30 protein-coding genes are annotated in these 26804 nt (G+C 38.0%); 12 read left to right on the forward strand and 18 right to left on the reverse strand.

Annotated features, from left to right (window positions below; all coding sequences use genetic code 11):
- Nucleotides 1-86 precede the first annotated feature (86 nt).
- Nucleotides 87-527, reverse strand: a complete 441-nt coding sequence (locus J6836_RS06505) for a DUF2569 domain-containing protein (protein ID WP_219247835.1) — start codon at nucleotides 525-527, stop codon at nucleotides 87-89.
- Between the two features lie 395 nt (nucleotides 528-922).
- Between J6836_RS06505 and J6836_RS06510 the strand changes: the two genes are divergently transcribed.
- Nucleotides 923-1897: a bile acid:sodium symporter family protein gene (locus J6836_RS06510; RefSeq protein WP_219249413.1), complete on the forward strand. Its 975-nt coding sequence runs from the start codon at nucleotides 923-925 to the stop codon at nucleotides 1895-1897.
- A gap of 236 nt (nucleotides 1898-2133) precedes the next feature.
- Here J6836_RS06510 and add read toward each other — a convergent pair whose 3' ends face one another.
- The 3 genes from add to manA all read right to left on the reverse strand — a co-directional run bounded on the left by add (nucleotide 2134) and on the right by manA (nucleotide 6248).
- Nucleotides 2134-3135, reverse strand: coding sequence for an adenosine deaminase (gene add, locus J6836_RS06515; RefSeq protein ID WP_219247837.1), 1002 nt, complete (start codon nucleotides 3133-3135; stop codon nucleotides 2134-2136).
- A gap of 192 nt (nucleotides 3136-3327) precedes the next feature.
- Entirely contained in the window at nucleotides 3328-4962 is a 1635-nt protein-coding gene (locus J6836_RS06520) for a YdgA family protein (RefSeq protein ID WP_255586338.1), read from the reverse strand.
- A gap of 110 nt (nucleotides 4963-5072) precedes the next feature.
- On the reverse strand, nucleotides 5073-6248 hold the full coding sequence (gene manA, locus J6836_RS06525) for a mannose-6-phosphate isomerase (protein WP_219247841.1): 1176 nt from the start codon (nucleotides 6246-6248) through the stop codon (nucleotides 5073-5075).
- 179 nt (nucleotides 6249-6427) lie between these two features.
- Between manA and fumC the strand changes: the two genes are divergently transcribed.
- On the forward strand, nucleotides 6428-7825 hold the full coding sequence (gene fumC / locus J6836_RS06530) for a class II fumarate hydratase (protein WP_219247843.1): 1398 nt from the start codon (nucleotides 6428-6430) through the stop codon (nucleotides 7823-7825).
- Between the two features lie 56 nt (nucleotides 7826-7881).
- On the opposite strand, the gene tus is transcribed toward fumC, so the two are convergent.
- The 3 genes from tus to J6836_RS06545 all read right to left on the reverse strand — a co-directional run bounded on the left by tus (nucleotide 7882) and on the right by J6836_RS06545 (nucleotide 10838).
- On the reverse strand, nucleotides 7882-8790 hold the full coding sequence (gene tus / locus J6836_RS06535; RefSeq protein ID WP_219247845.1) for a DNA replication terminus site-binding protein: 909 nt from the start codon (nucleotides 8788-8790) through the stop codon (nucleotides 7882-7884).
- 115 nt (nucleotides 8791-8905) lie between these two features.
- Nucleotides 8906-9484: a lytic polysaccharide monooxygenase gene (locus J6836_RS06540; RefSeq protein ID WP_219247847.1), complete on the reverse strand. Its 579-nt coding sequence runs from the start codon at nucleotides 9482-9484 to the stop codon at nucleotides 8906-8908.
- An 82-nt stretch (nucleotides 9485-9566) separates the two neighbouring features.
- Nucleotides 9567-10838 (reverse strand): MFS transporter, encoded by a 1272-nt coding sequence (locus J6836_RS06545; RefSeq protein ID WP_219247849.1) that lies wholly within the window; start codon nucleotides 10836-10838, stop codon nucleotides 9567-9569.
- Between the two features lie 114 nt (nucleotides 10839-10952).
- Here J6836_RS06545 and J6836_RS06550 point away from each other — a divergent pair, with 114 nt between their 5' ends.
- From J6836_RS06550 to bioD, 3 genes are all read left to right on the forward strand, one after another.
- A complete protein-coding gene (locus J6836_RS06550) occupies nucleotides 10953-11858 on the forward strand; it encodes a LysR family transcriptional regulator (RefSeq protein WP_219247850.1) in 906 nt (301 codons plus the stop codon).
- A gap of 96 nt (nucleotides 11859-11954) precedes the next feature.
- On the forward strand, nucleotides 11955-13166 hold the full coding sequence (locus J6836_RS06555) for an ROK family protein (protein WP_219247852.1): 1212 nt from the start codon (nucleotides 11955-11957) through the stop codon (nucleotides 13164-13166).
- A gap of 142 nt (nucleotides 13167-13308) precedes the next feature.
- Nucleotides 13309-13983, forward strand: coding sequence for a dethiobiotin synthase (bioD, locus tag J6836_RS06560; RefSeq protein WP_219247855.1), 675 nt, complete (start codon nucleotides 13309-13311; stop codon nucleotides 13981-13983).
- 64 nt (nucleotides 13984-14047) lie between these two features.
- Here bioD and J6836_RS06565 read toward each other — a convergent pair whose 3' ends face one another.
- The 5 genes from J6836_RS06565 to J6836_RS06585 all read right to left on the reverse strand — a co-directional run bounded on the left by J6836_RS06565 (nucleotide 14048) and on the right by J6836_RS06585 (nucleotide 17802).
- The gene (locus tag J6836_RS06565) at nucleotides 14048-14281 is read right to left on the reverse strand and encodes a DUF1161 domain-containing protein (protein WP_219247856.1); all 234 of its coding nucleotides are present in this window, start codon (nucleotides 14279-14281) and stop codon (nucleotides 14048-14050) included.
- Nucleotides 14282-14325: 44 nt separating this feature from the next.
- The gene (locus tag J6836_RS06570; protein ID WP_219247857.1) at nucleotides 14326-14700 is read right to left on the reverse strand and encodes a DUF1283 family protein; all 375 of its coding nucleotides are present in this window, start codon (nucleotides 14698-14700) and stop codon (nucleotides 14326-14328) included.
- Nucleotides 14701-14781: 81 nt separating this feature from the next.
- Nucleotides 14782-15531: a bifunctional NADP-dependent 3-hydroxy acid dehydrogenase/3-hydroxypropionate dehydrogenase YdfG gene (gene ydfG / locus J6836_RS06575; protein ID WP_219247859.1), complete on the reverse strand. Its 750-nt coding sequence runs from the start codon at nucleotides 15529-15531 to the stop codon at nucleotides 14782-14784.
- Nucleotides 15532-15605: 74 nt separating this feature from the next.
- Nucleotides 15606-17234: a DUF4139 domain-containing protein gene (locus J6836_RS06580; protein ID WP_219247861.1), complete on the reverse strand. Its 1629-nt coding sequence runs from the start codon at nucleotides 17232-17234 to the stop codon at nucleotides 15606-15608.
- A 229-nt stretch (nucleotides 17235-17463) separates the two neighbouring features.
- On the reverse strand, nucleotides 17464-17802 hold the full coding sequence (locus J6836_RS06585; RefSeq protein ID WP_219247862.1) for a hypothetical protein: 339 nt from the start codon (nucleotides 17800-17802) through the stop codon (nucleotides 17464-17466).
- Nucleotides 17803-18051: 249 nt separating this feature from the next.
- On the opposite strand from J6836_RS06585, the gene J6836_RS06590 reads away from it, so the two are divergent.
- Nucleotides 18052-18363 carry a cupin domain-containing protein gene (locus J6836_RS06590; protein ID WP_219247864.1) on the forward strand — a complete coding sequence of 104 codons (312 nt, stop codon included), beginning with the start codon at nucleotides 18052-18054 and terminating at the stop codon, nucleotides 18361-18363.
- A gap of 172 nt (nucleotides 18364-18535) precedes the next feature.
- Nucleotides 18536-18781: a DUF2543 family protein gene (locus tag J6836_RS06595; RefSeq protein WP_219247866.1), complete on the forward strand. Its 246-nt coding sequence runs from the start codon at nucleotides 18536-18538 to the stop codon at nucleotides 18779-18781.
- Nucleotides 18782-18901: 120 nt separating this feature from the next.
- Here the strand turns inward: J6836_RS06595 and J6836_RS06600 are convergent, their stop codons facing one another.
- From J6836_RS06600 to J6836_RS06625, 6 genes are all read right to left on the reverse strand, one after another.
- Nucleotides 18902-20023, reverse strand: a complete 1122-nt coding sequence (locus J6836_RS06600; RefSeq protein ID WP_219247868.1) for a ribosomal protein uL16 3-hydroxylase — start codon at nucleotides 20021-20023, stop codon at nucleotides 18902-18904.
- 381 nt (nucleotides 20024-20404) lie between these two features.
- Nucleotides 20405-20671: a hypothetical protein gene (locus J6836_RS23105; protein WP_219247870.1), complete on the reverse strand. Its 267-nt coding sequence runs from the start codon at nucleotides 20669-20671 to the stop codon at nucleotides 20405-20407.
- 30 nt (nucleotides 20672-20701) lie between these two features.
- The gene (locus J6836_RS06610) at nucleotides 20702-21454 is read right to left on the reverse strand and encodes a hypothetical protein (RefSeq protein WP_219247873.1); all 753 of its coding nucleotides are present in this window, start codon (nucleotides 21452-21454) and stop codon (nucleotides 20702-20704) included.
- A gap of 16 nt (nucleotides 21455-21470) precedes the next feature.
- Nucleotides 21471-21659 carry a hypothetical protein gene (locus tag J6836_RS06615; RefSeq protein ID WP_219247875.1) on the reverse strand — a complete coding sequence of 63 codons (189 nt, stop codon included), beginning with the start codon at nucleotides 21657-21659 and terminating at the stop codon, nucleotides 21471-21473.
- A 46-nt stretch (nucleotides 21660-21705) separates the two neighbouring features.
- Nucleotides 21706-22374 carry a hypothetical protein gene (locus J6836_RS06620; protein WP_219247876.1) on the reverse strand — a complete coding sequence of 223 codons (669 nt, stop codon included), beginning with the start codon at nucleotides 22372-22374 and terminating at the stop codon, nucleotides 21706-21708.
- Between the two features lie 141 nt (nucleotides 22375-22515).
- Complete coding sequence (locus J6836_RS06625) at nucleotides 22516-22734, reverse strand: hypothetical protein (RefSeq protein ID WP_210834089.1); 219 nt, start codon at nucleotides 22732-22734, stop codon at nucleotides 22516-22518.
- A 135-nt stretch (nucleotides 22735-22869) separates the two neighbouring features.
- Between J6836_RS06625 and J6836_RS06630 the strand changes: the two genes are divergently transcribed.
- The 5 genes from J6836_RS06630 (at nucleotide 22870) to J6836_RS06650 (ending at nucleotide 26797) form a co-directional block, all read left to right on the forward strand.
- Nucleotides 22870-23061, forward strand: a complete 192-nt coding sequence (locus tag J6836_RS06630; RefSeq protein WP_219247878.1) for a hypothetical protein — start codon at nucleotides 22870-22872, stop codon at nucleotides 23059-23061.
- Nucleotides 23058-24197 carry a replication initiation factor domain-containing protein gene (locus tag J6836_RS06635; RefSeq protein ID WP_210834086.1) on the forward strand — a complete coding sequence of 380 codons (1140 nt, stop codon included), beginning with the start codon at nucleotides 23058-23060 and terminating at the stop codon, nucleotides 24195-24197. Before J6836_RS06630 ends, J6836_RS06635 begins: the two co-directional genes overlap by 4 nt.
- A gap of 22 nt (nucleotides 24198-24219) precedes the next feature.
- Nucleotides 24220-24495, forward strand: a complete 276-nt coding sequence (locus J6836_RS06640) for a single-stranded DNA-binding protein (protein WP_219247880.1) — start codon at nucleotides 24220-24222, stop codon at nucleotides 24493-24495.
- Nucleotides 24496-24754: 259 nt separating this feature from the next.
- Nucleotides 24755-24988: a major coat protein gene (locus tag J6836_RS06645; protein WP_219247882.1), complete on the forward strand. Its 234-nt coding sequence runs from the start codon at nucleotides 24755-24757 to the stop codon at nucleotides 24986-24988.
- Between the two features lie 72 nt (nucleotides 24989-25060).
- Complete coding sequence (locus J6836_RS06650; protein ID WP_219247884.1) at nucleotides 25061-26797, forward strand: hypothetical protein; 1737 nt, start codon at nucleotides 25061-25063, stop codon at nucleotides 26795-26797.
- Nucleotides 26798-26804: the final 7 nt, after the last annotated feature.

The raw sequence follows: 26804 nt of genomic DNA on the forward strand, positions 1-26804 counted from the left end.
TATTGCCTGAAATGAAAATATAAAGAACAAAAACTGGCCGAAGCCAGTTAAACTGCCATTATGATATCAAGCAATTTTTGTGATGCTTATCGATCTTGTGTGAAAGTCATTTTAACTCGTTGAGAACGCTTTAAATAAGGGACAAAGAACCCTGCACCTAATAGGGGCCAAGCAAGGACTTGCAGGGCAGTGTTGTCATCAATCGGTGAAAAGGCAAATGTTTTCAGGCCTAATAACAATAAGATAAGCAACCAAATCGTAAAGCGGCGAGGGAAGTGCTTTGAACGAGAAAACATCAGCTGAAGCACATGGACACTAAATATTGTCATACCAATCGAGATGGCAAATGACAAATACCACGCGGCAGGAATAAAATTTGCCCAACCCTCTACTGTGGTGACAATTTCATACAACTTGATGCAATACATCACCGTCATGCTACAAACGGCTAAGAAGGTTAGCAGCAAGTAGATTGCAGGAACCAAAAGCCAACCCGTCAGGCGGTTAGCGTCATAAACTGAATTCATAAATAATTATCCATTTTTAGCCAATCGCAATAGATTTCACAATTCTATCATAGATTTATTTGCCAACTCATTCCTTCTAATGCTACTTTTCGATGTTTATTTATATCCACAGCGATGAAAAAGCGAATCTATAACGATGATTAACTGATGATCGATAAAGATCCAGTGAAGATCTCCATAAAAGAGGTTTGTTTTACACTACAAATGTGCTTTTTTCGCGAATTTACTAAATTTAAGATGTTACGCCATAAAAGATACGTGACGCTGTCACTTTGATGAGATTCATGGATGCTGAGATTTTTTCCATTGAAAAATGAATTATTACGGCTATCTTTTAAGGCTAAAACCGATTTTAAGGCCAACTCAAAACGCTGGCTTTTGTTATGGATAAGCAAATGAACTTACTTGCAAAATTAAAGATTGACCCTTTTTTACTGATCATGATTTGTGTTGTGGTTGTAGCGAGCCTATTTCCCTGTGAAGGCGATATTAAAACAGGCTTCCAGTACCTCACTACTGCGGCCATAGCTTTACTGTTCTTTATGCATGGCGCTAAGTTATCACGTGAATCAATCATGGCAGGGATAGGGCACTGGCGCTTACATCTACTGGTATTTGCAAGTACCTTTATTTTGTTCCCCCTTATTGGTCTAGGTTTAGCCGTTATTGTGCCTGCATGGATGTCACCGACGGTTTATATGGGTTTCCTTTACTTGTGTGCATTACCTGCAACGGTTCAATCTGCTATAGCATTCACTTCAGTTGCAGGTGGAAATATCGCCGCGGCGGTTTGCAGCGCTTCTGCATCAAGCATTTTAGGTGTCTTCCTTTCACCTATCTTAGTCGGACTTTTGATGGATGCGGATGGCAGCCAAGCGATGGATACACTTAATGCCATTGGCTCCATTCTTATGCAGTTAATGTTACCTTTCGTTGTAGGGCATTTATCACGTCCATTAATTGCTAATTGGATTAATCGCCACCGTAAGTTAGTCAATATGACTGACCGATCTTCCATATTACTTGTCGTCTATGTGGCATTTAGTGAAGCAGTAGTAGAGGGAATTTGGCAGAAAATTGATGCATACTCGCTGCTGATGATTGTTGTCGTGACATGTATTATTTTATTTGTTGTCATAATGGTGAATACGTTAGCGGCGCGTTTGTTTGGCTTTAGCAAAGAAGATGAAATTACGATTGTTTTTTGCGGGTCTAAAAAGAGCCTAGCGAATGGTGTTCCGATGGCTAATGTGTTATTTCCGGCGGCAACGGTAGGGGTAATTTTGCTGCCACTGATGATTTTCCACCAAGTTCAGTTAATGGTGTGTGCGGTATTAGCACAGCGTTATGCAAAACGTTTAGCAAAGTAACTGTTGTAAATAACAGCTTGAATAACACGTTTATTTAAGCTGTAAACCCGTTCCCATTTTTGATAGTTTCTAAAATATTTAGTTACAACATACTATGTACTTTTATTAAATAACACATCTTAGCATCGATACTGAATTTAGCGGCTTAACAGGGGGGCTAAGAAGCGATGCGAGTTTGTATGAAAAGACGATTTGAAGGAAAAGGACATCATTTGATGCCCTCACTGACTCACTGATTAACGGTTGGCTGCTTTTTGGGTTAAATCAGCTTTCTCACTGTCAGATAAAAACGCCATTGTTAGGCCGTTACGTTGTGCTTGTTCTATCTGGTCAGGTGTTAAACCAGCTTCCGGGGCTGCAACTTCGTATTCATGGCGCAGCTCAATACCTTGAACGGCAGGGTCATCAGTATTAATCGATGCTAATACACCGTGTTGTAAAAAGGTTTTGAGAGGGTGCTGTGCTAATGAAGCCACTGTACTTGTTTGTATATTCGACGTTAAACAGCTTTCAATACCAATTTGGTGTTGCACTAAATATTCAATCAGAGCAGGGTCTTCAATGGCTTTTACACCGTGGCCAATACGTTGTGCGCCTAATTCTTTGATTGCATGCCAAATACTGGCAGCACCCGCTGCTTCACCTGCATGCACCGTAATATTTAAACCCGTATCACGTGCTTTGATAAAATGTTCTTCAAATAGTGCACCAGGGAAACCTAACTCATCACCTGCAAGGTCTAAAGCACATAACTGATTACGATGTGCAAGTAAACCTTGCAACTCAGCAGTACAGGCTTTCTGCCCAAATGTACGGCTTAAAATACCAATCAGATTAATTTTAATATCGTATTGACGGCAACCTGCTTGTACACCATCAATAATAGCTTCAACCACACCTTCAACGGGCAGCTGGTGTTTCATTGCCATGTAATAAGGTGAGAAGCGTAATTCTGCATAATCAATACCTGCATTGAAGGCATCTTCTACGTTTTCAAACGCAACGCGACGGCATGCGTATAAATCAGCAAGAACAGCCACACCCCAATCCAATTTCGTTAAGAAACCAACTAAGTCGGCTTCTTGGCCTATAATTTGTACGTGAGGGCGTAGTGCTTCAAGTTCAGTGGCAGGTAACTGAATATTGTGTTCTTTCGCTAAGGAAAGAATGGTTTCTGGACGGATATTACCATCAAGGTGGCGATGTAAATCGGTTAAAGGGAGATTTGTTTTTATCACGGAATGTTCCTTTATCTATTTTATTCCCTTATTTTGGCGGTTATAACGCCAAAAGCAATTTTAAATCACGAAAAATGTGAAACGTGTTTGTTTATTGCATAATAAATGTGACTTATATCACATATCTATCTGTGATATAAAAAAACGCCAATCAAATTGACTGGCGCTTTTAATCTTTTTAGATGACAGAAATTAGTTCGCTGGCGCTTCTTGCGGAGCAGGGGCTAATTCAGGTGCTACTTCAGCGCCAGGTGCTGGCTCTGCTTCATACTCTAAAGTGTCATCTTCAGAGTTAGACATCACTTTCATCTTAGTCAGGAATTCAGCTAAGGTGTATTTATCGTTGTTGAATGTCAGGTCATTACCTGCAAATTTGATAGTCATTGTTAAGTCATTTTCGCTATCAATCATCCACGGTGATTTTTTCTGTTTTGCTTTTTCAGCACGTTCTTCGTCTGTCATGAACATTTCTTCAAATGGGGAAGAGAACATGTCAGAAGTTAACATTTGCTGAACACCTTCAAATTCAGATGTAACCATACCTTTCATTTCTTTCTTCGTATCAGCATCAACTGGTGTGCCTTGGTCGATGATCATGGTTTGAGTCATGGATTCAATCAACATTGGTTTGTTCAGTTTCAGGTTGAAATCAAAAGAAGAAATCAGTTGTTTAATTGCTTCATCAACTTTGTTAGACATCGCTAACGCGGTGATTTCATCTTGGTTCCATTTATTAAACGTGATGTTTAAGTCAACAGAACTTTGGCCAGCTTCGTTTTTCCAGTAGAACGGGCTAACAGAGAAAACTGGCTTGCTTTTCATCAGCTCAGGTAATGTTGTAGACATCATTTCCATTGCTAAACGTTCAGTTGCTTCTGTTGGATCGCCACTTGCTAAGCCTTGAGCTAATGCTTCATTGTACTGCTCAACAAATTTGCCTAATGCTTTTGCATCTAATTTTTCAATCGCAACTGTTAATGCGCCTGAACCTAAGTTTTGTTCTAATGCTTTTAAGTCACCGATGCTGTAAGAGATATTCCCTTTAACATCTTCACCAGTAATAGAGGTATCACTTGAGATTTTGAAATCTTTAAATGAGAATTTAGTATCAGGGATGTTAAAGTCAGTATCTGCAATAACAAACTCTTGTTTACCTGTATAGAAACCGTATTGAGATTTGGTCACATTAGAGACTAATTTTAAGCCTTTTAATGTCATGGACTCAGTTTTATCTTTTTTACCGATAACTAAACTGTCAGTAACTAAAGAAGCATCAACTGCTGCAAGATCAGCGGTTGTGGAAACATCAAATTTAGAGCCACTGAAAGAAACCGTTGCGTCATCTTTTGTGTATTCAACAGGGATTAACTCTAAATTAGTATCAATGCTTTTGCTGTAACCAATAACGGCATTACCATGAATAAATGGCTTACCTTTGGTTGCTTCAAATAATTCTTTAGTTGTCGCATTGTTCGCTAATTCAACTTGGGTCGCTGCTAATTTAGGCATTAGATTAAACTTAGCAACCTGTGAAATAGGGAATGGACCATGATCGATGTTCGCTTTAAATACGATTGACTCATCAGGTGTTGCAGAGTCCGCAGAGGTAATTACGATATCTGCTTGTGAAGAGAAAACCCCTTTTTTGTAGTTTTCTAATTTAAAGTTCACACCTGACTCAGGTACATTTACAGCAAAAAAATCGTTGGTTTTCAGGATGACTCTATCAAGTTCATCTTTAACTTTAGAGCCTGTATACCATGATGCACCGGTCCACACAGCGCCCAGAGCAACGATAACACCAACCGCGACTAATGACTTTTTCATTATAAACATCCATCCTTTCAGTACGTTTTTAACGCACTTATAAATTTGTATAAGTTTTATATAACCGCCTTAATGCTGCATAAGAAAGGCGGTTAATACAGAATATGACACTAAAGATTAAATACTCGGGCTAGTTTACCATTACCTTTAATAGTAACACTTTCCTCATACGCAGGCAGAAAAACAGACTCACCAGAATCAATGCTAATTTCTTTGTCACCTGAGTTTAAAACTAACTCACCTTCAATACAGAATAAAATTGAGGCTGTATCGTTAGTTAGGGTAATCCCCGAGTGGTTAATAGAATATATATTAAATGAAAAATCTTCTACTGGAATATGATATTTCCAGATATTTCCAGATTTTTCGGGCACATTTAACAAATTATGAGCAGCTGTAGGCTTAAAATCGATATTGGCAATTAATTCAGGGATATCGATATGTTTATTTGTGAGGCCTGCGCGTAACACATTATCCGAATTAGCCATTACCTCTAAACCGACACCTTCTAAATAGGCATGTGGTGTTCTTGCGTACAAAAACATGGCTTCGCCGGGTTGTAGTTCAATGATATTTAAAAGAAGTGGGGTGAATAGGCCATTATCTTCTGGGTAGAGGCTGACCATTTGTTTAATTGAATCCCAAGGCTCGCCTTGGCGGCTATTTAACGCTGCTTTTAATACACCTAACGCTAACTCTTTTTGTTCCCCTGCCAGATTAAGAATTTGTGCAAATAATCGCGCAAGTTTTTCTTCAGTTGGTGACTGTACAAATAACTGAATATCGGGATGAGCGGCAGAAACAAAATCAAGTAAAGTCGCAATTTCATCCAAAGGACGAAACGCATTCATGGCTTTAAACGGTGTTAATGCATAGATTAGTTCAGGTTTATGGTTATCGTCTTTGTAGTTACGAATCGGTGAATCGAGAGGTATGCCCGCAGCATTCTCTTTGGCAAAGCCAACTTCAGCATATTTTTTATTGGGATGAACTTGAACGGACAGTGGTTGAGCCGCACAAAGTACTTTGAAAAGATAAGGCAAGCGGTGGTATGTCTGCGCAACCTTTTTTCCTAAATACAGTTCAGGATTACTATCAATCAATGTATTTAGCGGTGTAATTTGACTATTTTGGCTATCGATAACGTCGGAGCTAGCTTTAGGGTGGGCTCCCATCCAAAGCTCAGCCATTGGCAAATTATCTGGATTTGTTATTCCATACAGCTGTGTTAGGGCTGTTTTACTACCCCAAGCATAATTTTGGACTTTGTTTATCATTTTTAGCATAGAAAAATTCTCTTTTTTGTAAAAATCAACTCATTTCCTTAACATCAGGACACAATAAGCTCGACTAAGTCTCATAAATGAAATTCAATTTGTGGCATTATACTGCTCGGTTATTTGCTTACCTGCAAGCAGATGATTCTAAAATCAATTATTCTGTGTATGTACCTAAGGAGATAGTAATGGCAGCCACTCGCATTGAAAAAGACTCAATGGGGCCTATCGAAGTACCTGCTGACCAATTGTGGGGCGCGCAAACGCAGCGTTCTTTAGAACATTTCCGTATATCTGTAGAAAAAATGCCTGTTGCACTTATCCACGCGCTTGCGATTACTAAAAAAGCGGCAGCAAGTGTGAATATGGATTTAGGGTTACTCGTAAAAGAACGTGGCGATGCAATTCTTGCAGCCGCTGACGAAGTCTTAGCGGGTAAACACCCAACAGAATTTCCGTTAGCGATTTGGCAAACGGGTTCTGGTACACAAAGTAACATGAACATGAATGAAGTGTTAGCAAATCGTGGAAGTGAAATTTTAGGTGGTCAAAGAGGTAATGACCGTCTGATCCACCCAAACGATGACGTTAACAAAAGTCAAAGTTCAAATGATGTCTTCCCAACTGCGATGCACGTAGCTGCTGTTGTAGCAATTCGTGAACATCTGCTCCCAGAACTGAAAATTTTGCATAAAACTTTAGATGCAAAAGCAAAAGAATTCAAAGACATTGTTAAAATTGGTCGTACCCACCTACAAGATGCAACACCGCTGACTTTAGGCCAAGAAATTTCTGGCTGGGCGGCGATGTTAGCCCATAGCGAGAAGCACATTGAGAACGCTGTTCCTCATGTTTGTGAATTAGCATTAGGTGGTACCGCAGTAGGTACGGGGCTGAATACTCACCCTGAGTATGCCGTTCGTGTTGCGAAAAAAATCGCAGAATTAACAGGGCAGCCATTCATCACAGCTCCGAATAAATTCGAAGCACTAGCAACGTGCGATAGCTTAGTCCATGCTCATGGCGCATTAAAAGGCTTAGCTGCATCATTAATGAAAATCGCTAATGATGTTAGATGGTTAGCATCGGGCCCTCGTTGTGGTATTGGTGAAATTTCAATTCCAGAAAACGAACCAGGTAGTTCAATCATGCCAGGTAAAGTTAACCCAACACAATGTGAAGCATTAACCATGCTGTGTGCACAAGTTATGGGTAACGATGTAGCTGTAAACATCGGTGGTGCTTCGGGTAACTTTGAATTAAACGTTTTTCGTCCAATGTTAATTGATAACTTCCTGCAATCGGTTCGTTTATTAGCAGATGGTATGCGCAGCTTTAACGAACACTGTGCGGTAGGTATCGAGCCAAACCGTGAGCGTATTGAAAAATTACTGCATGAATCATTAATGCTAGTGACCGCATTAAATACGCACATTGGTTATGATAAAGCTGCTGAAATTGCGAAAAAAGCGCATAAAGAAGGCCTAACACTTAAAGAGTCTGCATTAAAGCTGAACTATTTAACGGAAGAACAGTTTAATGACTGGGTTCGTCCAGAGGACATGGTTGGCAGTATGAAATCTTAATTTAAACGTTAAGATTAAATTTATGACACCCGTTGGCGTAAGTTAGCGGGTGTTTTTTATCGCTCAATATAAAGATTTAGTCTAGGGAGCAATAACTCAACAGGTTTTGCTCGGGGGCGATTACGCAAAGCGATATTATCTGCATGGTAGTCAGGCAACTCTCCAATTTTAATTTCCGCCAATGTTTTTTCTACAGCAAAGACCAATAATGGTGTTGCACAGGCAAATTGAGTCTGTTTTTGTTGTGCCTTATCCCAAACACGAGCAATTGGTTGAACTTTTACAGGACGCTGTGTTTTTAAAACGGCATCATGTGGAAGGGACGCAATCAATTGTATTTCTGTTTTTAACTGCAATTGCCAATGCTCTCGCGTTAGATGAGCAGGGCAACGGCCACTTTCTAAACTGTATTGTAATTTATCGAGCAATGCCTCTTTGGTGATTTTATTGATCACCTTTTTATTCGCCCAGCCAAAGCCCAAAGTGTCTATATCAACTAAATCAGTAAGCGTGCGATAAGTATTAAGCGTGAGTAGGCCATGCAAACTTTCGCGAATAAAATCAAAGCGCTGAGTTTCTTCAACTTGGGTTACAATATTTTTAACTGTACTTTTTAATTGATTAATTTCGGTAATTAACTGATGAAACTGTTGGTAGCCTTGACTATTTGTTTGGATGCACACAACGCCAGGTAAGCGAATTGCTGTTTTATTGCTTAACTCATCTGACTTGTGGTGAATAAATAACAAATTGAGTAGGGTGATTGTTTCTTCAATGGCTTTTGTGCCAGAAACTTTATCAACAATAATTTCGCTTATTTCATTATTTTCATCACCTTTGGCCGTATCCGGTAAGGTAAACACATGAGCAATATAGTGTTTTTGTTCGGAGAGTAAGCGTGAAAGCTGCTTAATCTGTAATTCTAATAAGTTAAATGATTCGATTAATATCTGTTTTTTATTCATATTAGTTACAACATCCTATATGTTTAAATTAAAATAACATCAGCATCCAGATAAAACAAATGGAAATGGCTAAAAAGGAAGGGGAGGAACTATTCCCCTTATTCTAACATGACTTCTAACCAACAGGTGTGTAAATTATATTTAAATCAATCACTTGATAGAATGCATTTGGCGTATCTGCTATTGTCCAAACTGCTAAAACAATATGTTGCCCATGATTTAAAGGGGGTAAGCTACAACTATGACTTTCCTGATCATTCACTGGGCCTATTTGGTCAACTTTACAAAAAGGTGTTGATTCAAACTGGCTACGCGTTAGGGGGGCATTTGGGTTCCAACCTCTCTTTGTAATAAAATACTCCCATTTTGTGGTTTTGTGTTTTGCTGTTATTTTCCATCTAAAATCAATCTGGACATATTCTAATTTAGAACGTTTCCAACGATTTGCAGATTGTTCATCCAATTGGCCAAAACGGGCAATTCCAGCACTTGCTAGCTTACCATCAGCAGGCCCTCCCTGAGGAAAGCCTTTAGGGGCTTCAAGGGATTGGGGTTCATATTGAACAGGGCCACAATTAGTATTTTGGCCCTTTTGGCAATAATACGCTCGGCTTTCTGGAAATTCGACATATCCATGTGACCAAACTAGAAAGCTACAACAGAAAAGAATTGGGGCAAGTAACAACTGTTTCATTTGATTTCCTCGTTATTAAAAGAGTTCATATCATCCGGTAATAACGAGGGGGAGAAAATTTCAACCTTTATCAGTGTCTAAGCTAATGGTCATAACAGCCTGATTTCAATCGGTATGCAATGATAACACCTACCAATAATATCCCTGCGATAAATAAAGCGACGCCGTTCCAACCATAATTAGCCCAAAATAGCCCACCGACCGTTCCCGCAATACTTGAGCCTGCATAATAACTGAACAAGTACAGTGATGATGCTTGGCCACGGGCCCGTTTAGCACGACGCCCAACCCAGCTACTTGCAACAGAGTGTGCAGCGAAAAAACCAGTTGTTAATAAGGTCATCCCCAATAAAACAACCCACACATTCGAATGCAATGTCACTAAAATACCTAATAACATCATGCCAATAGCGGCAATCAAAATATTACCCAAACCATATTTTTGGGTTAGGCTACCTGTTTTCGTTGCACTGTATGTCCCTGTTAAGTAAATAACAGATAAAAATCCAACGGTAGATTGCGAAAAATTATAAGGGGCTTCTAACAAACGGTAGCCAATATAGTTATACATTGTGACGAACCCGCCCATGAGCACGAACCCCTCAACGAATAACCAAGGTAACCCTTTATCCCTAAAATGAAGGTGTAGATTTACCCATAAATTTTTCGGTTTTAACGAGCTGGCACGAAAATGCTGTGAAGGGGGTAATAAGCGCCAAAAACCGATCGCTGCGATCAACGCTAAAGTACCTAAAATCACTACAGCCACACGCCATGAAAAATAATCAGCAACCACCCCAGTCATTAAGCGACCACTCATCCCACCAATTGAATTACCGCTGATATAAAGCCCCATGGAAAGAGCCACATAACTTGGGTGAATTTCTTCACTTAAATAGGTCATCGCAACGGCTGCAACACCACTTAACGACAAGCCAACTAAGGCTCTAGCAATCAAAATGCCTTGCCAGCTTTGCATCACTGAACTTAATAATGTAAATAACGCCGCACAGGTTAAGGCGATTACCATCACGTTTTTACGTCCAATCGCATCAGATATTGGTCCTGTGATTAATAAGCCTAAAGCCATTAAACCAGTACTTAATGATAGCGCCAGACTGGCTGTTGCGGGGGAGATATTAAAATCAGCGGATAACAACGGTAAAATGGGTTGGACAAAATAGAGCAATGCGAATGTTGCAAATCCAACGGTAAAAAAGGAAAGAGTCACACGCAAATATAATGCATCATCTCTTTGAATATAATGTTTTTTAGGGGAGGTATGTACGGTAGGCGCTGTTCTTTCCTTGTCATTCGCTTGCTCAGTAGCCAGGCTATTTGATGAGTGTTCCATGTGTATTCCTTTTCATACCAACTTGTTTGATTTCGATCAAAGCATAGAAATTTCTAAGTTTTTTGTCTAATATATTAATTATGTAAAATGATACTTTAAAGATATCAATTAGCGATGAGTATAGAACTTAGACATTTACGTTATTTTATTGCGGTTGCGGAAGAACTACACTTTGGCCGTGCCGCTGAACGATTGCATATTTCACAGCCCCCTTTAAGCCAACAAATACAAGCACTTGAAGAGCATATTCATGCGAAATTATTAGAGCGAAATAACCGAAATGTAGCTTTAACACCCGCAGGTACTATGTTTTTGAAAGAAGCCTATCAAATACTTTCTCAAGTGGATGCGGCATCAACTAAAGCCGCAAGAATGGAGAAAGGGGAATTAGGGGAGCTTTCTATTGGTTTTACCTCAACCACTCCGTTTATGCATAAAGTCACAATGAGCTTACGTCAATACCGTGAAACTTATCCCGAAGTCTCGATTCACATGCACCAAATGAACACAAAACAGCAAATTGCCCCGTTGGTTACAGGGCGGATCGATATGGGGATTATGAGAAATACAGTTTTACCGGAACAACTTGACTACCAACTGCTATTTAAAGAGTCATTTATGGTCGCTGTTTATGAAGGTCATCCATTGCTCGAATATGAGAAACAGGGCATTGATATTCAACAGCTTGCAAATTATCCGTTAATCTTTTTTGAACGAGAAGTGGGTACTGCGCTTTATGATGAAATTAACCGCTTATTGGCTTCCGCAGGTATCGTGCCAAAAATTTCCCAAGAAGCAGGTGAAGCGATGACAATACTTGGGCTCGTTTCCGCAGGGATGGGAATATCCATTATTACAGAATCATTTACTCGTATGAAAGTTGATGGTGTAAGGTATGTAAAACTCACGAATATTGAGGCATCATCTGAAGTATGGTTGGTTTATAATACTCGTAGAACGTTGCCAGCAGTGGCCAAAAAACTTACCCACCTTTTGATTTCTAATATTGTGGGTAAATAACCGTGATAAGCATCACAATTAATATGTATACAAAGTTATTGTCATACATAATAAGGCATAATAACTAATTGCTTTATAAAGGATTTAACAATAATCATGCTGAATCAAACGGGTCATATTGACCAAATCAAACAATTAAACACAGGTATCGTGTATCGAATTATTGATCAGCATGGTCCAATTTCGCGTATTGCTTTATCTAAGCAAGCCTCATTAGCCCCTGCAAGTATTACAAAAATCACGCGCGAACTCATGGATGCACACTTAATCAAAGAGTTAGAGTTCCCGGTGTTAGGTTTACGGGGGCGTCCTGCTATTGGGTTAGTGATTGAAAGTGAAGGGTGGCAGTTTCTTTCAATGGTTATTGAGCCGCGTAAAATTACAGTTTCATTGAAGGAAATCAACGGAACGACGTTAACTCAAAATGAATACCCATTCAATGTAAAGGGTAACGCGGCTTTTATTCAAGAATTACTAGAGCTAATCAGCCAGTTTTTTGCCGATCACCAACCTTTAATTGAACGACTTACCGCTATCAGTATTTTAGCGGAAGGGATTTTAGACCCATATCAAGGTACCATCCACCAACTGGCAGGTTTTGATATCAAAGCAGTCCCCATCTCTCAACACCTGACGAAGCAAACAGGATTACCCGTTTACTTGCACCCAACAGTAGATGCATTAGCGCTGATGGATCATTTCGCGTTCTCCGCCAAGCGTCAGGTAAAAAACATTATTTACCTGCAACTTCATGATGTTGTTAATGGCACAGTGCTTAACCAAGGTTCAACCTTAGATGCAAACACACATAAGCCGATTCTTTTTGGGCATAGCCAATCCAAGGAGTCTCATCAAGTTACTTGTTACTGTGGTGGTAAAGGTTGCTTAGAAAGGGAAGTTTCTATTTCTGCTATCGTACAAAAAGCCAATACTTTACTTGATAGCTACTCGAATACTGTCTTACACCAAAGTGAAATATCAATTGATAAAATTTGCGCTGGCGCAATATTGGGCGATGGCCTTTGTGTTTATCTAATAGAAGATGTCGCAAAACAACTCGCAAAACCATTGGCACTTATGATGAATTTGCTTGGCACAGAATTAATCCTTATTAATTCACCTTTAAATACCGCATCAACGGTATTATTTGAACGATTAAATCATTACATACAACAATATGCATCTCCGCTATATAGTTCTAATTTATTGATAGAAAAATCTAATTTTTCAATAAAAGAGAGTGAATCTACATTAATTCAGCGCGCTTTGTATGATGGTTCACTATTGCTACAATTGCTACAAGGATAAAACAATTCCATAAACTTTTGACTATCCACCACAAAATTGAGCTAACGCAAACTTATCACTTTCCCATTCCCATAAACTGAATCCATATCATTTTTGCAGCTTATTGCTGTGCGAGTCTGTCACTTCAGGATAGAAAAAGACCATGATCAATCTATTTATTACCGGGACAGATACAGATGTCGGGAAGACAGTATCGACGCTTGCAATCTTGCAAGCACTCAATGGGCAAGGAATTAAGGCGGTAGGTTATAAACCTATTGCAGATCAATGTATTGATACCCCTGAAGGAGTCAGGAATAAAGATGCATTACTGATCCATAGCGTATCTAAAGACCTCGTTTCTTATGATGAAGTAAATCCTATTCGTATTACGGATAACTACAGTCATGAAAACAGCATTGATTTTAGTAAGATAAAACAAGGTTTAGAACATTTAAATGACCAATGCGACATGGTAGTCATCGAGGGAAATGGCGGTTGGCGTTATTTACTGGATGATAATACCTTTTACGCAGATTGGCTGAAAGGGCAATCCGTTGGTGTCATTTTGGTCGTGGGAATTCAACACGGTTGTGTTAATCATGCGCTTTTAACGGCTGATGCGATTAGGGCGGATGGTTTACCATTGATCGGTTGGATGGCTAATCGAATTAATCCTGGGCTTGCGCATTATGCACAAATTATTGACCGCTTACAGCACCACATCAAGGCTCCATTGATTGGCGAAATTCCGTATTTATTGCGACCGGAAGAGCGTGATTTAGGGCATTACTTGCATATCGAAAAATTACAGGAATTTATTACTGTACCTGCATAATCGATTGGAAAATAAGAAGTGAAAGGGCGACTGAGTCGCCCTTTATTTTGTTACTTATTAAACTCTAGTGACGAGTATAAATAATTTTGTATGAATCATTTTGGCAGTGACCGACAACTTGCCCTTTGGCAGGGTCAACTTCATCATTAGGAACAGCAACTAAACTAAAATTATCGGCAGGCACGCCATTATTGATAATTTTCTGTTTAATTTCCTCTATCACGCTTTCACATGACGCTTGAGCAAAGGCTGGTACTAACATCGCTAAGAATAATGGAATTAATAATTTCTTTTGCATCGTTTCTCCTTGAGTAAATGATTCCATAAAGTACAAATCAAAACTTATGGGTTAATTGGGCGGCCAGTACCCACATCTAAACAACGCTTTGTACTCGGTTCCCAATAAGCATTAAGATTTAAGCTTTTTTCACATTTGTCTTTTGCATCAAATGCGGCATCAATCTTATCGAACTCTCTTTCTGTACGTGTATTGACCTTATTACGCAGCATACGGGTGTTATCCCATTGTTCTTTCTCTTGTCGGGCTTGCTCTTTATTTAAAGAGTCGTCACCTTTACCAACAGAAACACAAGTGCTGCCTGCGGTACATGAGGTTGTGGTATTCCCTTGAGCCGCAGGTGCAGCGGTTGCCCAAAGTAATGGCAGACAAACACAAACTGCTGCAACGCCTTTCTTCAAAATATTCTGTGTGCTCATGTAAATTCCTTACTAAACAGGGTCTATAGACTGAGTATAGCCAAAAATAAACTGTTTCGTCTGTAGAGAATAGTACGAAAATTAAAGTTGTTTATGAATGGTTAAGCCAGCGAATGTTTGGCAAACTGGCATTAACTCAAGCGTATTAACGTTCATATGGGCTGGAAGTGTTGCAACCCAAAAGACGGTTTCTGCGATATCTTCAGGGGTCAGAGCTTCCGCACCTTTATAGGTATTTGAAGCTTTATCGCCATCACCTTTAAAACGCACATTAGAGAATTCTGTTCCGCCAACTAAACCAGGTTCAATATCAGTAACTCTGATTTTTTTACCTTGTAAATCAGCACGTAAACCTAAAGAAAATTGTTTAACAAAGGCTTTAGTCGCACCGTACACATTTCCACCTTTGTATGGCCAGCTTGCCGCTGTCGAGCCAATGTTAATGATATGACCATGGTCTTTTGCCACCATACCTTGTAGCACTTCATAAGTCATATTGACCAATCCTTTGGTGTTGGTATCAATCATAACTTCCCAATCATCAGGATTTGCATCAAAAGCGGGCTCCAAGCCTAATGCCAGCCCCGCATTATTAACGAGAACATCAATATTTTTCAAAGAAGAAGGTAAATTAGCAACAGCGGCTTGAATCGCTTTTCTATCTTGAACATCTAATGTCAGTGGGTGAAAGTTATCACCTAATTCTTGTTGCAGTGCGACTAAGCGCGCTGTTCTGCGCCCAGTGCCAATAACGGTGTGACCTTGCTGAATAAATTTACGCGCGATAGACTCACCAAAGCCTGATGATGCACCTGTCACTAATATAATCATGGGGACCTCTAAGTTGTTATAGTTGTATTGCGTAAATTTATTCTAACGCCTTCGAAAGGGAACTACAAAAGTTACTATTCAAGGCCTAAAATATGCTTATCTTTTGGGTAGCTCAACGTATAATTAAACGGAATTTCAATCTGTTGATTGGGCTCTAATGCCACTTCCCAGGTTAATTCTCCTGTTGTTTTATTCACTACCGCCTGTTTATTATCTATTTCAGATACCTTGATTTCACTGTCTTGGCTAACTGGTAATTGGTCAATAATCGTCAGATTAATTGGCTTCGCATGCATATTTTTGGCTTTAATTAAATAGCCTTCTTTTTGCTCGATAGTCGAACCAATAAAACTTGGTTTTTTCTTCATTTTTTCATTACTTTCACGAGAAATCTGAATGTTTTTATCGATGCCAAAAGGAATGAATAGGGTATCGCTTAGTTGATTGGTATTAATTTGGAAATTACCAATATAGGTATTTCCATAATAAATATTGGCATTACCATTGAGTAAATTCAGTGCCTGCCAATTATCGATATCCGCTTGTAAGAAGACGTCTTCAGCCAATTTTGGTGTCGCCGTGTATTGGTATTTCCCTGTAACATCTGTTTGTTTGATGGTTAACGAATTAGGTTTCGTACTGCTTTTTAGGCTATAAGGTAATGAAATATCATAGTTTAAATTGATACCATTGTTTGAAGCAGTGACAAAATCGGCAATGCCTGAGCTATCCCGCTGTTTTTTTTCACGCATACTGCTTTCTGCCATTGCAACGGGGGCAGGAGCCTGTCGCATTAAGGCTTGGGATTCATACTGCACGCTGTCATCGTAAACCGATAATCGCCACGGTTGCAGGTTAAACGGTGTAATATTTTTAGACGGATTAACCGAGGATAAGGTTAAATTGACGTCTTTCCAATCAATCCCTGTATTTTGCACAATATTAGCTTTGTAGGTCAGAACAATAGGGGATTCAGCATCTTGGCTACGAAAATCATAACTTGGGGACCATGCAGCATCAGGCGTAAGGTAAGAAAGCTGTATGTGTGCTGTGGTCTCATTTTTAGCATCTATGACCATAACGACTTGGGTTTGCTGACCGACGACAGCGGGTGTATTTTCGTCAATCTGCGCTTGTAATAAGGCATTTTTTTCTTCAAGTGCATCAATTGAGGTTTGGTTTTGCTGCTGTTCTTGCAGTATTTGCGTCATTTGTTGGCGGATAAAACTCAATTTCTGCGATGATTGCTCAATAGTTTGGCTGTTACTTTCACCAAAAAAACGCTGATCTTTCAATAACGATAATTGTTCTTCACCCACTTTAATTGCAATATTCAAGTTTTCAATTTGTTGGTTATTCTGTTTCTGTTGTTCTTGAAGGGCAGTTATTTCAGGGGAATAAATAGGGGGAATAGCAACTTTTTGGACATTGATTGAGCGAATAATAACATCATCGTTTTTCAGGCTAACTGACAATGTGCGCGGGTCAATATTTGCTGCAATATTGGTTAATACGATGTCATTTTGGCCTTGTTTAAGTGACAGCGTCACATTATTATCTAACTCCGCCCCGCGTAAAAATATCGTCGCATGGTTTAGTTTAACACTTTGATTTAAATTACTTTCTGTTTGAGCAAGCGCATGGTTAGCTGCAAGAAGTGATGTCAAAAGTAAGCCACTTGCAATACGAATGGAAACCGTCATAGTAAAACTCCAAATATAAAGGTCAAAATTAGATAAATGGGCGATTTACTCATCATATTTTATCCGCTTGCCACTTGATAACAGATAAAGCCTAAAATATAGATACCCCTATTTGTCAAAAAATGTAATTCAGTGATAAAACCGAGAGAAAGTAAGAGGGGAAATACTTCAATTTCGCAGATAAAAGGCCATGAAATATTATATGGCCATTGCCTATCTAATAAAAAAACTAGTAGAAATGTCCGGTTATTGACCAACCTAAATTAGGGTTCCCTAATGCAATTAGCGTCATGCCTGCGGGAAGTATAAATTCACTCGATGATGTTTCTATAAGAGTATGCACTTTTGATGAGTCTGATGACTCATTAATAACATGAATAATGGAGCCACTAATGGGATCAAGTGTGCTAGCATTCGGTAAATAAATGTTAGGGGAAAAATTATCTTTAGTTAATTCTATATAAATAAAGTAATTACCTTTTTCGTACTCAGATTCAAATTGAGATATCGTAATATCCTTACCATTTTCAAACTGTAACTTTACGAACCACTTTTGCATATCAGACATAAACATCTCCTCTTTTTCGTATGGACAAAATAAAAATCATTAAAATGATAATAGTTAAATTTTCTCCATACGTTTTAACAATTTATATCTAGTCTTAATGAATAATAATGTGCTATCAAAACTAGCCCATCATTTTTATGTTTTAAATTATTAAAATTAAAATGATATCGACTTTTCTTTGTTGTTTGCCTAATGTAAATAAGGTCTAATATGATGGAGCACTCTCCCTGCAACTATTAAAAGGTTAAAATGAAAATATTTAACAGCGCTAGTTTTACAGCTTCAAAAGCGTGGGAAGCTCAAGATATTGCTAATTTTGATGGCACAACTGTCCGTTTACATTGGACTGATAAACCTTATAAATGGCACATCAATGATGGACAAGAAGTTTTCGCTGTCATGGATGGTTCAGTAGAAATGTACTACAAAGAGAATAATGAAGTTAAAAAAGTCATCCTAAATACAGGTGATATTTTTTATGCTGGCATTGGCTGTGAGCATGTTGCACACCCGATTGGTACCGCACGAATTTTAGTTGTCGAAAAAGAAGGTTCAGTGTGACAATCATTCCATTATCTAACGCTTTTTAAATAAAATGGCATAAACAACTGAATTGCCTGTATGAGGCTAATATCAGCATATCTGCGGCATCGTGTTTAGTTTGTGCCACTCCTCATGTAAGATATGGCTAACAATAAGATACGGACGTACAGGTTAACTTCAGAGGTTTTTAATGGCTCACTATATACCATTTAAATATTATGACATGGTGGAAGAATATTCACTGGAATCAGCGTTTCCAGTCACTGAAGAGGAATTCGACCCTCTGGCTCACTATTTTCAGTTATTGCTTACCCGTTTGGCCGATAACGAAGAAATTAGTGAAGAGATGCAAAAAGAAATGGCAAAAGAGGCCGGTATCAATAAGAAATATATTGATGATATAGCTGAATTTTTGAATAGCTGGGGTAATGACTAAAAAGACGGAGCAGGGAAGTATCATACCATTTAATCGGAGTTCTTTGACGCTATTCAAAGAGGGAAACGTTGAGATAAAACACCCGCCAGTAGGTGTTTTATCTTGTCAGGCGGATGTGACTTATTCTTCGAAATACCAATATCCCTGATTGATAAACTCGGTTAATTCCACAATAAAATCATGGTTTTTCAGTGCTTCACCGAGTTCATTCTTTCCAACTTCTGTAAACTGGCATAATGTATCTGCGCCTTTCACTTCTGTAGTAATCCAGCTTTCTGTATTAACGAAGAAATAATCTCCGGTACGCATGACTCGTAATCCGTTCAGCCGTATTAGTTTTTCACCTGCATTCAGCGCGCCCAATACTTCTTCAGGCTGATACGGTGGTTCTGGAGGAGCAATATCCAGTTCATGGCGTGGGGTGGTTGCAAAACGACCTAACCACTGCTCAAAATCCCCGGGTTTATTGATCATTTCAATCATCATGGCGCGCAGACGTTCAACCTCATAAGTCTCCATAGTTCCTGCATTTTCGCGCACTTTCAGATCGGGGTCGCCATAATTTACTCCCCCCAAATCCTGTTCAAGTGCGTAGTCTGCAAAACTACTCAGCAGGTCACGTCCAGTTGGTCCGCGAAAGCCAACAGAATAATTCATGGTATCTTCGAAAGTGAAACCATCATGAGGAAATCCGGGCGGAATATACAGAATATCTCCGGGAGCCATTTCCACGTCAATAATCGGTTCAAACGGGTCGACATGTAATAATGCTGGATGTGAGCAGAATTGACGCATCGGGAGGGCATCACCCACACGCCAGCGCCGACGTCCCATTCCTTGGATGATGAAAACATCATAGTTATCAATATGAGGCCCGACGCCACCTCCAGGTACCGAATAGGAGATCATCAAGTCATCAAGACGCCACTCAGGCAGCACACGGAATGGTTTCACCAGTTCAGCGGCAGGAACATGCCAATGGTTGACGGCCTGTACCAGCAATGACCATCCTTTTTCACCTAATTCGCTGTAATCCTCGAACGGGCCATGACTCGCTTCCCATTTATTATCAATGAAGCTAACTAAGCGGCTGTCAACTTCCGACTCCATCGCCAAGCCGGCCAGTTCATCTGGCGTAATAGGGTCAGCAAAATCAGGAAATGCATTTTTCAATACAACGGGTTTTTTCTGCCAGTATTTTTCTAAAAATTCAGGCCAGTTAAGATTTAGTTTGTTAACCATGTGACCACATCTATATGAGTAAATAAGCTGATAATTATAGAGGTAATGCACCGTCATATTTTTGTTTGGCGTCAAGTGCCAGTCAATAACTTTAGGGGAAGATAAATGCGCATATCGAAGGTAATGAAATATTTATTAGATAAAACTAAGTCTAGAACCGAAAAAGAACCAACACAATTAACCAGCCAGAACGCTGGATTTCTTCATTTTATACCTAGGTTCGCATAATGTATAACGCTATGTTACAAAAGGGTTCTGAGTGATTGCGGTAGAATGGTTTTGGGGTTTACCGCAATCGGGAAGGTTCGTCTTTACACATAGCGTGCATTGTGCGAATCTACTAGGCTAAAATCTGAGAAATCATTAAAGGGTTTTATTAATTCATCTTTTGCCATCATTTAACTCTTTTTTATTAGATAATTCTATTACTGTATTAAAAAGATAATCATCTGCTACATCTAAAATAATGCCGATACCTTGATACTCGTCTTCATCACTACCTTTTAAGATTTCTCCTTCAGCCCCCTCAGTTTTCACAAACTCATAAATATCTTCAATTAAAAATGTAATTAATTCTGCTCTTGATTTTCTATTATTGTTTTTATCATTAATTAACCATTTATTAATTTCTAATTTAATTTTATTCATGTGACCTCTTATCTTTTCATCTTGTGTTAATCAATCGCCTGCTACTATTTTAATTTCCCGCATTGGAATATTATTTAACTCAGTAATGTTAAATATATACGTATCATCTTCAAGCTCTTTGTCTTTATTGATTTTTTTAGCAATAAAATAATCATTATACTTATTGACTATTACATATGTCATATTATTCTTTTCAATTGAATAAAATACTGATTTAGTTCTTGCACCATATTTACCCAGTGAAGTAATTATTAATGAAAATATAATTAAAATAAAAAGAATTGCTAACATATCGGTTGACAACCTTGTTTCTCTAACGCTGGATTTTCTATCTACCAACTCTTTTTCAATATTATTATTGATGCTCTCAAAAATATTTTTCGATTTCTCTTTGAATGGGAAAGATACAATAACAACTAGCAATGCAAATATCCCTATAGAAATAGCTAAGTATTTAAAATTCACATTACCATTCAAAAATAAAATCATTAACATGATGATAAATAGGAAAAAATAAGAGAATAGGTTTTTTGCTATTTTACCTATAATACCCAATGGGTTTATTAAGCTTACAAGCATATCCATTATCCCTGTGATTATGAATATAAACATAAACAACCCAAAGCCCATCTGTAATAAGTTCATTATACTTATGGAAATAAGGTCTTTTGAATAATTAAAATGGTTTGCATAACCTAATTCAAAAAAATAAGCAGAGCAATAAGAAGCACTTGTTATTATAGCAAGAAGTAGTGTTTCTTTTTTTAAAATACATTTAATCATAACATACTCATTTAGCTTACAATTTCCATCTTACTAGCGCACAGAAAGCAGTTGCAGCTCCTAAATATAACGTATATTTCCATTCAATGGCGTTAACTTTAGATGTGAGTAAAAACATGGCGAACGTTAATACTCCTAAAATTATGGCGGCTTTACCTGCATAATAAGAAATCATTGCATTCATATCATCATTAAAATTTGACATTATAACCTCAAATGTTCGTCTTTACACATAGAGTGAATTTTGTGAATTAATTATCTTCATTTTTAAGTGTCTTAACTTTAAAAATTACAGAGTCACTAGATACGATGTCAGGACTGCCATCCCACGTAATAGAGCCTTTATTTCTATATGTAAATAAGAGTTCTGTTGGAAATTCATTATCTGATTTAGCAGCCCATAATTCACGAAGATATTTAAGTTTAATCGGTGCATTAGCACTTATTAACGCCATTAAAACCAGTCTATCTTTTAACGTTGGAAGATTGTTACTATTAATTTTCGAATCAATAACATTGTTAATCGACAGCTCTAATTCTTTGATTTTTTCTTCATTACCATCAATTGCTTTTATTTTATTGTCAACCAGTGAAATTATTTCATTTTTCAATGTTTCTTTGACTTTTTCTAATGTATTTTCATCATCATTTTCGTTAATTTCATTAGGTTTTTTCCAAATATGCTCTCTCATATCTGTCACTGTATCTTTCATCATAGAGAATGTATCCGAATATAACTTATCAAATAGCTTTTCTAATCTTTCAACGTTTGATTGAATTTCACTTGCTGCCTTTGTTGTTTCTTTAGCAGCCTCGTTAGACATTTTAAAAAATACGATTGATAGCCAAATCGCACCAACAGCAAGCAGTAAGGAGGCTATGGATGCAATAAAACTAATAATTTCAAATATACTTTGCATAGTGTTTGTGGTTTCCATTTTCACAAATGTTACAAGGAATATGAAAACCCCCGTGCTGTACTACGGGGGTAGTCTCAGGATAACTACAATATTTCAGGCAACTATCTAAAAACAAAACATATTATCATTTCTGTAATTATTTTATTTTTTTATGTCACTTTTGAAAAATAGCTCTCCATTTTCATTTACATCTACATCATGAATTTTGTTCTCTAAGACAAAGTGAACAATATCAGATTCTCTATACACCGCTTTAAGCCCATTCATAATATTTTTTCTTGTTAAATTATAAGAAATTTCTTTTAAATCAGCGGATTCTGTGTCTTTTAGCCTAACTGTTTTAATCAGTGGTTCTGTCATATTTTTTTCTCTCATTAGTTGCCTACTCAGATCCTATAACATGTATACATATTTTCAATTACTAGTTGACATGTAATATGTAACAGGTATATCTTCAAATGAAATATAATTTGTAATATGTATACATGGTATTTTATGAACATTGTCTATTTCGATTTTATAGAAGGGTATGGCATTAACGCTCAAGTCGGTATTGAGTGGGATTTTTACCGTTCCTTTGAGGAATTGATTAAAGAGTGTTCAAACTGCTTTCACGATAATTTTATCTTAGCGCCAACCACGGCTATTTCAGGGAATTTCTTAGGTTACAGGGAGAGCTTGCTATGAGTAATCAATCAACTCGCTCTGTTTTTATTGACTATTTAGCTTTTTCCGCACCCATTTCAGTCATGAAAGATGTTCATACTTTTCAAGAAAAGGGTTTTGAATGGCGTAAATTTCAATATTTACCTTCTTATCGTCATTATCAAACTGAACCACGTTATGCATGTTTGCCTGAGTTTCAAGGGATCCCCGAGATCCCATCAAACACTATGACCGATGAGCAGTTAAATCAATATGATACTGACTTAATAGAATGCTATTTTTCTCGTTTAAAAACATGGATAGCTTCTGTTTTTGGCTTAGTTATGGGGCTGCCAAGGGGTAAGGGCGGTTTTGCATATAGTGATTCCGCACTGTTGTATAGTGACCAAGGTGGCTCAGATCATTGCGGTGTGATTTTTTGGGGAGGTAATAACGATACATTTTATGTTCAAATTTCAGGTTTAGGTTGTGCTCATGTATTTAGTGGAACAACACCACAAAAAATTCATAAGTGGTTAAAACACCTTGATATTTTTACATTAAAACGTCTCGACTTAGCAACCGATGATTATGATGGGATTTTTACCTGTCAAGCGGCATTACGGGATTATCGTTTTGATGCGTTCTATGGTGGAGCAGGTCCCAAACCTAAACTCGATACATCAAATGGCATTGATGCCAATGGATGTGTGACAAAAGAAATCGTCAATATTGGTTCTCGTCAATCTCGTATTTACTGGCGTATTTACAATAAAGCATTGGAACAAAAGGTTTCGGGTATTTGGTATCGTTCAGAGGTCGAGTTAAAAGGGCTTTCAATTGATACATTGCTAAATATCGCAGGAATTTATACTGGGCTATGTGATTATTCTGCTCAAATTAATCCGACTGTACCAACTTCTATTCCACCGCTTTTTGTTCGTAAAGCCATTGATTCCATTGAAGCAAAAGTTCGATGGTTACGCAAACAGGCATCAGCAACGCTTGCTAAAGTTTTTCATTATCATGAAGGTGATATGTTAAAAGTTTTTTCTATGGTTCTTAGGGAAGAACACCTTGAAGATCTAAATGTACGTTTTGATATACCGCCTATATATCACACTTTATACCAAACTTTAATGAGCGAAAAATTAAAGCTTTCTCAAACACCTTTTTAAAAATAATTAGGATGAATTTATTATGATTAAAATTGAATTAAACGCTGAAGATTGTGCAGTTAAAACAAAAGAAGTCACTTCAACTCGTACAGGTGAAATTTTACATTTCCGTGAGCAAAAAGCCTATATTTATAATGGCGGTATTTATCCCAAGCAATTCATGATTGGTCTGGAAAAAGATCAGGCTGCATATCCTGCGGGCTTTTATACATTATCTATAGATTCATATGATGTGGGGGATTTTGGTGCATTAAAATTCTCTCGAAATATTAAATTAATCCCCATTGATAAAAAATAAATTTAATTAATTTTAATAGGAAAGGGCATGTTTAATTTCGAACCGTCATTACTTTTTGAGTTAAGAGATTTTATTTATGTCGTTTCTGGTTTCATTGTTTTTTTATTGTCATTTATTGCTGGTCGCTTAACCGCTCCGAGGTAATTATGCTTGGATTAATTGCGTTATTTTCATCAATTGTTGCTTCAGGTTTTGCGGCTGGTTATCTCGTCGGTTTTTTTGACCGATTAACTCGTGAACTATCCTAGAAAGGTGATTTATGTTTAAAAAAACATTAGCAACAATCATTGTTGCTACCGCGTCCATCGCTTCTCCTGCTGTTTTTGCAGCTGAAACACCAACGTCAACAGTTCCGCAAGCTGCGCAAGATGCAATTACAGGAGTTGGCAGTACCGCAACGGGCATGATTGATTTGGCGTGGCCTGTTATCGCGCTTGTTGTCGGTGGTTTCTTAGCCATTAAGATGTTTAAAAAAGTGGCATCAAAAGTCTAACGCTATTGACTCAGCGTTATATCCTCTTTGGGGCTTCGTGCCCCATTTTTTTAAATAACAAGGTTTTCAATTATGCGTTTTATTTTCTTTTTATTACTCGGTTTTAGTTTCTATTCTAATGCGGTAATTAAAACGTATAATGTGACATTATCTGATACCAATTATAAAGTCTCTCAATATGACCCTAATACGGGTTTTTGGTCTTCATCATTTACTCTTGAATATCCGCTTCAAACTTATCAAGCGAGTGATTGTTTTCTTGAACGTAGTTTTTCTATTGCTCCGAGAACGATTGCCGAAAAATATATTAAACTACCGAATAGAAACCCAAATGCATCTCCGCCATCATTATCGGTTAAATTTAATCCAAAGGTAAAATGTACAGTTGATTGGGTTGAGGATAAACCAAAATATTCATTAACCGATAAAGCCAATTCAGCGATATTAACGATAACTTATCGCGCTTTTTATTGCCCTAATGAATCTGCTTATTCTTACAATAATTTAGATAAAAAAGAAGGATGTCCCTCTATTGAGCATGGTAGCTTGGAAGAATATTGTTTAAAACAACCCACGTTATATAACACTACAGTTAAAAACCCAACGCATGATGGTAAAGATTATATATTTAATAATGCAGAAAATGGCTGTAAATACTTTTCAGTTGGTTCCGTTATATTAAAACAAGAAAATCCACTTCGTATTACAAGTGATTGGGCAACAATTGGAGTCGCTGATTTAGATACTGGTGATAGCGAAATTATCGAAAATGATAATGGTAATGATGGTGGTAACGGCAGTGAAGGTGGTAACGGCAGTGAAGGTGGTAACGGCAGCGAAGGTGGTAACGGCAGCGAAGGTGGTAACGGCAGTGAAGGTGGTAACGGCAGTGAAGGTGGTAACGGCAGCGAAGGTGGTAACGGCAGCGAAGGTGGTAACGGCAGCGAAGGTGGTAACGGCAGCGAAGGTGGTAACGGCAGCGAAGGTGGTAACGGCAGCGAAGGTGGTAACGGCAGCGAAGGTGGTAACGGCAACGAAGGCGGTAATGGAGGCGGGAGTGCGTCAGGTGAATATGCCGGTATTTTAAACTCAATTCGTACAGATACACAAAGTATCAGTAAAACCACATCATCCATGGATAAAAACCTGAATTCCATCAAAGATAAAGCATCATCGATAGACGATAGGCTCGCTAATATTGATGGAAACGTTGCAAAGATTGAGCGTTATTTACGCCCAGAAGAACACTCTTTTTCCGAATGGCTGAATTCTTTTGATACCACTTACAGCACCTATTTTAGCCCCTCGATTAAAGAGCCTAATTCAATATTTAATGCCGAATTTGGGTATCGCAATGACAATGAGTTTTCACTGTATGGGGATATCGCCTCCAATATGCAAGGAGATGCGTTTGTCAGGTCATTTTCAAATATCTATCGAGAACAATTGTCAGGTTTAACTTCCCACTTACCAAGCAATTTACAACTGTCTTCGATTGCCAATCAATTAGACGGTTCGATTCGTTCTGATACGATTGATTTTAGAGACGATTTTAAAGCTTATGGGACATTTACCTCAATTTTTGGAGTGGGTGATTTAGTCAAATCCATTTATCAAGTTTTGCCCAAGTATAAAGAATGCACTCCGATTATCTTATTTGGTGGGTATCCTTATGAGTTTTCTATTTCTTGCGAATACATAAATAAAATCAAAGACTTTCTTTATTACGTCTTTTTCTTTTTTACATTGTGGTTCACGTTCACGAAATTAATGCATTCAATTTCAGCAACGCCCGCAAAAGAAAGTTAATACCAAA

Origin of the sequence: Providencia sp. R33 (assembly GCF_019343475.1) — a bacterium.
In the GTDB taxonomy this organism is placed as follows: Bacteria; Pseudomonadota; Gammaproteobacteria; order Enterobacterales; family Enterobacteriaceae; genus Providencia.

Excerpts from the sequence above, each read along its gene's own strand:
- J6836_RS06505 (WP_219247835.1), bottom strand. The coding sequence starts at position 527 with ATGAATTCAGTTTATGACGCTAACCGCCTGACGGGTTGGCTTTTGGTT.
- J6836_RS06510 (WP_219249413.1), top strand. The coding sequence starts at position 923 with ATGAACTTACTTGCAAAATTAAAGATTGACCCTTTTTTACTGATCATG.
- J6836_RS06520 (WP_255586338.1), bottom strand. The coding sequence starts at position 4,962 with ATGAAAAAGTCATTAGTCGCGGTTGGTGTTATCGTTGCTCTGGGCGCT.
- manA (WP_219247841.1), bottom strand. The coding sequence starts at position 6,248 with ATGCTAAAAATGATAAACAAAGTCCAAAATTATGCTTGGGGTAGTAAA.
- fumC (WP_219247843.1), top strand. The coding sequence starts at position 6,428 with ATGGCAGCCACTCGCATTGAAAAAGACTCAATGGGGCCTATCGAAGTA.
- tus (WP_219247845.1), bottom strand. The coding sequence starts at position 8,790 with ATGAATAAAAAACAGATATTAATCGAATCATTTAACTTATTAGAATTA.
- J6836_RS06540 (WP_219247847.1), bottom strand. The coding sequence starts at position 9,484 with ATGAAACAGTTGTTACTTGCCCCAATTCTTTTCTGTTGTAGCTTTCTA.
- J6836_RS06545 (WP_219247849.1), bottom strand. The coding sequence starts at position 10,838 with ATGGAACACTCATCAAATAGCCTGGCTACTGAGCAAGCGAATGACAAG.
- J6836_RS06550 (WP_219247850.1), top strand. The coding sequence starts at position 10,953 with ATGAGTATAGAACTTAGACATTTACGTTATTTTATTGCGGTTGCGGAA.
- J6836_RS06555 (WP_219247852.1), top strand. The coding sequence starts at position 11,955 with ATGCTGAATCAAACGGGTCATATTGACCAAATCAAACAATTAAACACA.
- bioD (WP_219247855.1), top strand. The coding sequence starts at position 13,309 with ATGATCAATCTATTTATTACCGGGACAGATACAGATGTCGGGAAGACA.
- J6836_RS06565 (WP_219247856.1), bottom strand. The coding sequence starts at position 14,281 with ATGCAAAAGAAATTATTAATTCCATTATTCTTAGCGATGTTAGTACCA.
- J6836_RS06570 (WP_219247857.1), bottom strand. The coding sequence starts at position 14,700 with ATGAGCACACAGAATATTTTGAAGAAAGGCGTTGCAGCAGTTTGTGTT.
- ydfG (WP_219247859.1), bottom strand. The coding sequence starts at position 15,531 with ATGATTATATTAGTGACAGGTGCATCATCAGGCTTTGGTGAGTCTATC.
- J6836_RS06580 (WP_219247861.1), bottom strand. The coding sequence starts at position 17,234 with ATGACGGTTTCCATTCGTATTGCAAGTGGCTTACTTTTGACATCACTT.
- J6836_RS06585 (WP_219247862.1), bottom strand. The coding sequence starts at position 17,802 with ATGTCTGATATGCAAAAGTGGTTCGTAAAGTTACAGTTTGAAAATGGT.
- J6836_RS06590 (WP_219247864.1), top strand. The coding sequence starts at position 18,052 with ATGAAAATATTTAACAGCGCTAGTTTTACAGCTTCAAAAGCGTGGGAA.
- J6836_RS06595 (WP_219247866.1), top strand. The coding sequence starts at position 18,536 with ATGGCTCACTATATACCATTTAAATATTATGACATGGTGGAAGAATAT.
- J6836_RS06600 (WP_219247868.1), bottom strand. The coding sequence starts at position 20,023 with ATGGTTAACAAACTAAATCTTAACTGGCCTGAATTTTTAGAAAAATAC.
- J6836_RS23105 (WP_219247870.1), bottom strand. The coding sequence starts at position 20,671 with ATGAATAAAATTAAATTAGAAATTAATAAATGGTTAATTAATGATAAA.
- J6836_RS06610 (WP_219247873.1), bottom strand. The coding sequence starts at position 21,454 with ATGATTAAATGTATTTTAAAAAAAGAAACACTACTTCTTGCTATAATA.
- J6836_RS06615 (WP_219247875.1), bottom strand. The coding sequence starts at position 21,659 with ATGTCAAATTTTAATGATGATATGAATGCAATGATTTCTTATTATGCA.
- J6836_RS06620 (WP_219247876.1), bottom strand. The coding sequence starts at position 22,374 with ATGCAAAGTATATTTGAAATTATTAGTTTTATTGCATCCATAGCCTCC.
- J6836_RS06625 (WP_210834089.1), bottom strand. The coding sequence starts at position 22,734 with ATGACAGAACCACTGATTAAAACAGTTAGGCTAAAAGACACAGAATCC.
- J6836_RS06630 (WP_219247878.1), top strand. The coding sequence starts at position 22,870 with ATGAACATTGTCTATTTCGATTTTATAGAAGGGTATGGCATTAACGCT.
- J6836_RS06635 (WP_210834086.1), top strand. The coding sequence starts at position 23,058 with ATGAGTAATCAATCAACTCGCTCTGTTTTTATTGACTATTTAGCTTTT.
- J6836_RS06640 (WP_219247880.1), top strand. The coding sequence starts at position 24,220 with ATGATTAAAATTGAATTAAACGCTGAAGATTGTGCAGTTAAAACAAAA.
- J6836_RS06645 (WP_219247882.1), top strand. The coding sequence starts at position 24,755 with ATGTTTAAAAAAACATTAGCAACAATCATTGTTGCTACCGCGTCCATC.
- J6836_RS06650 (WP_219247884.1), top strand. The coding sequence starts at position 25,061 with ATGCGTTTTATTTTCTTTTTATTACTCGGTTTTAGTTTCTATTCTAAT.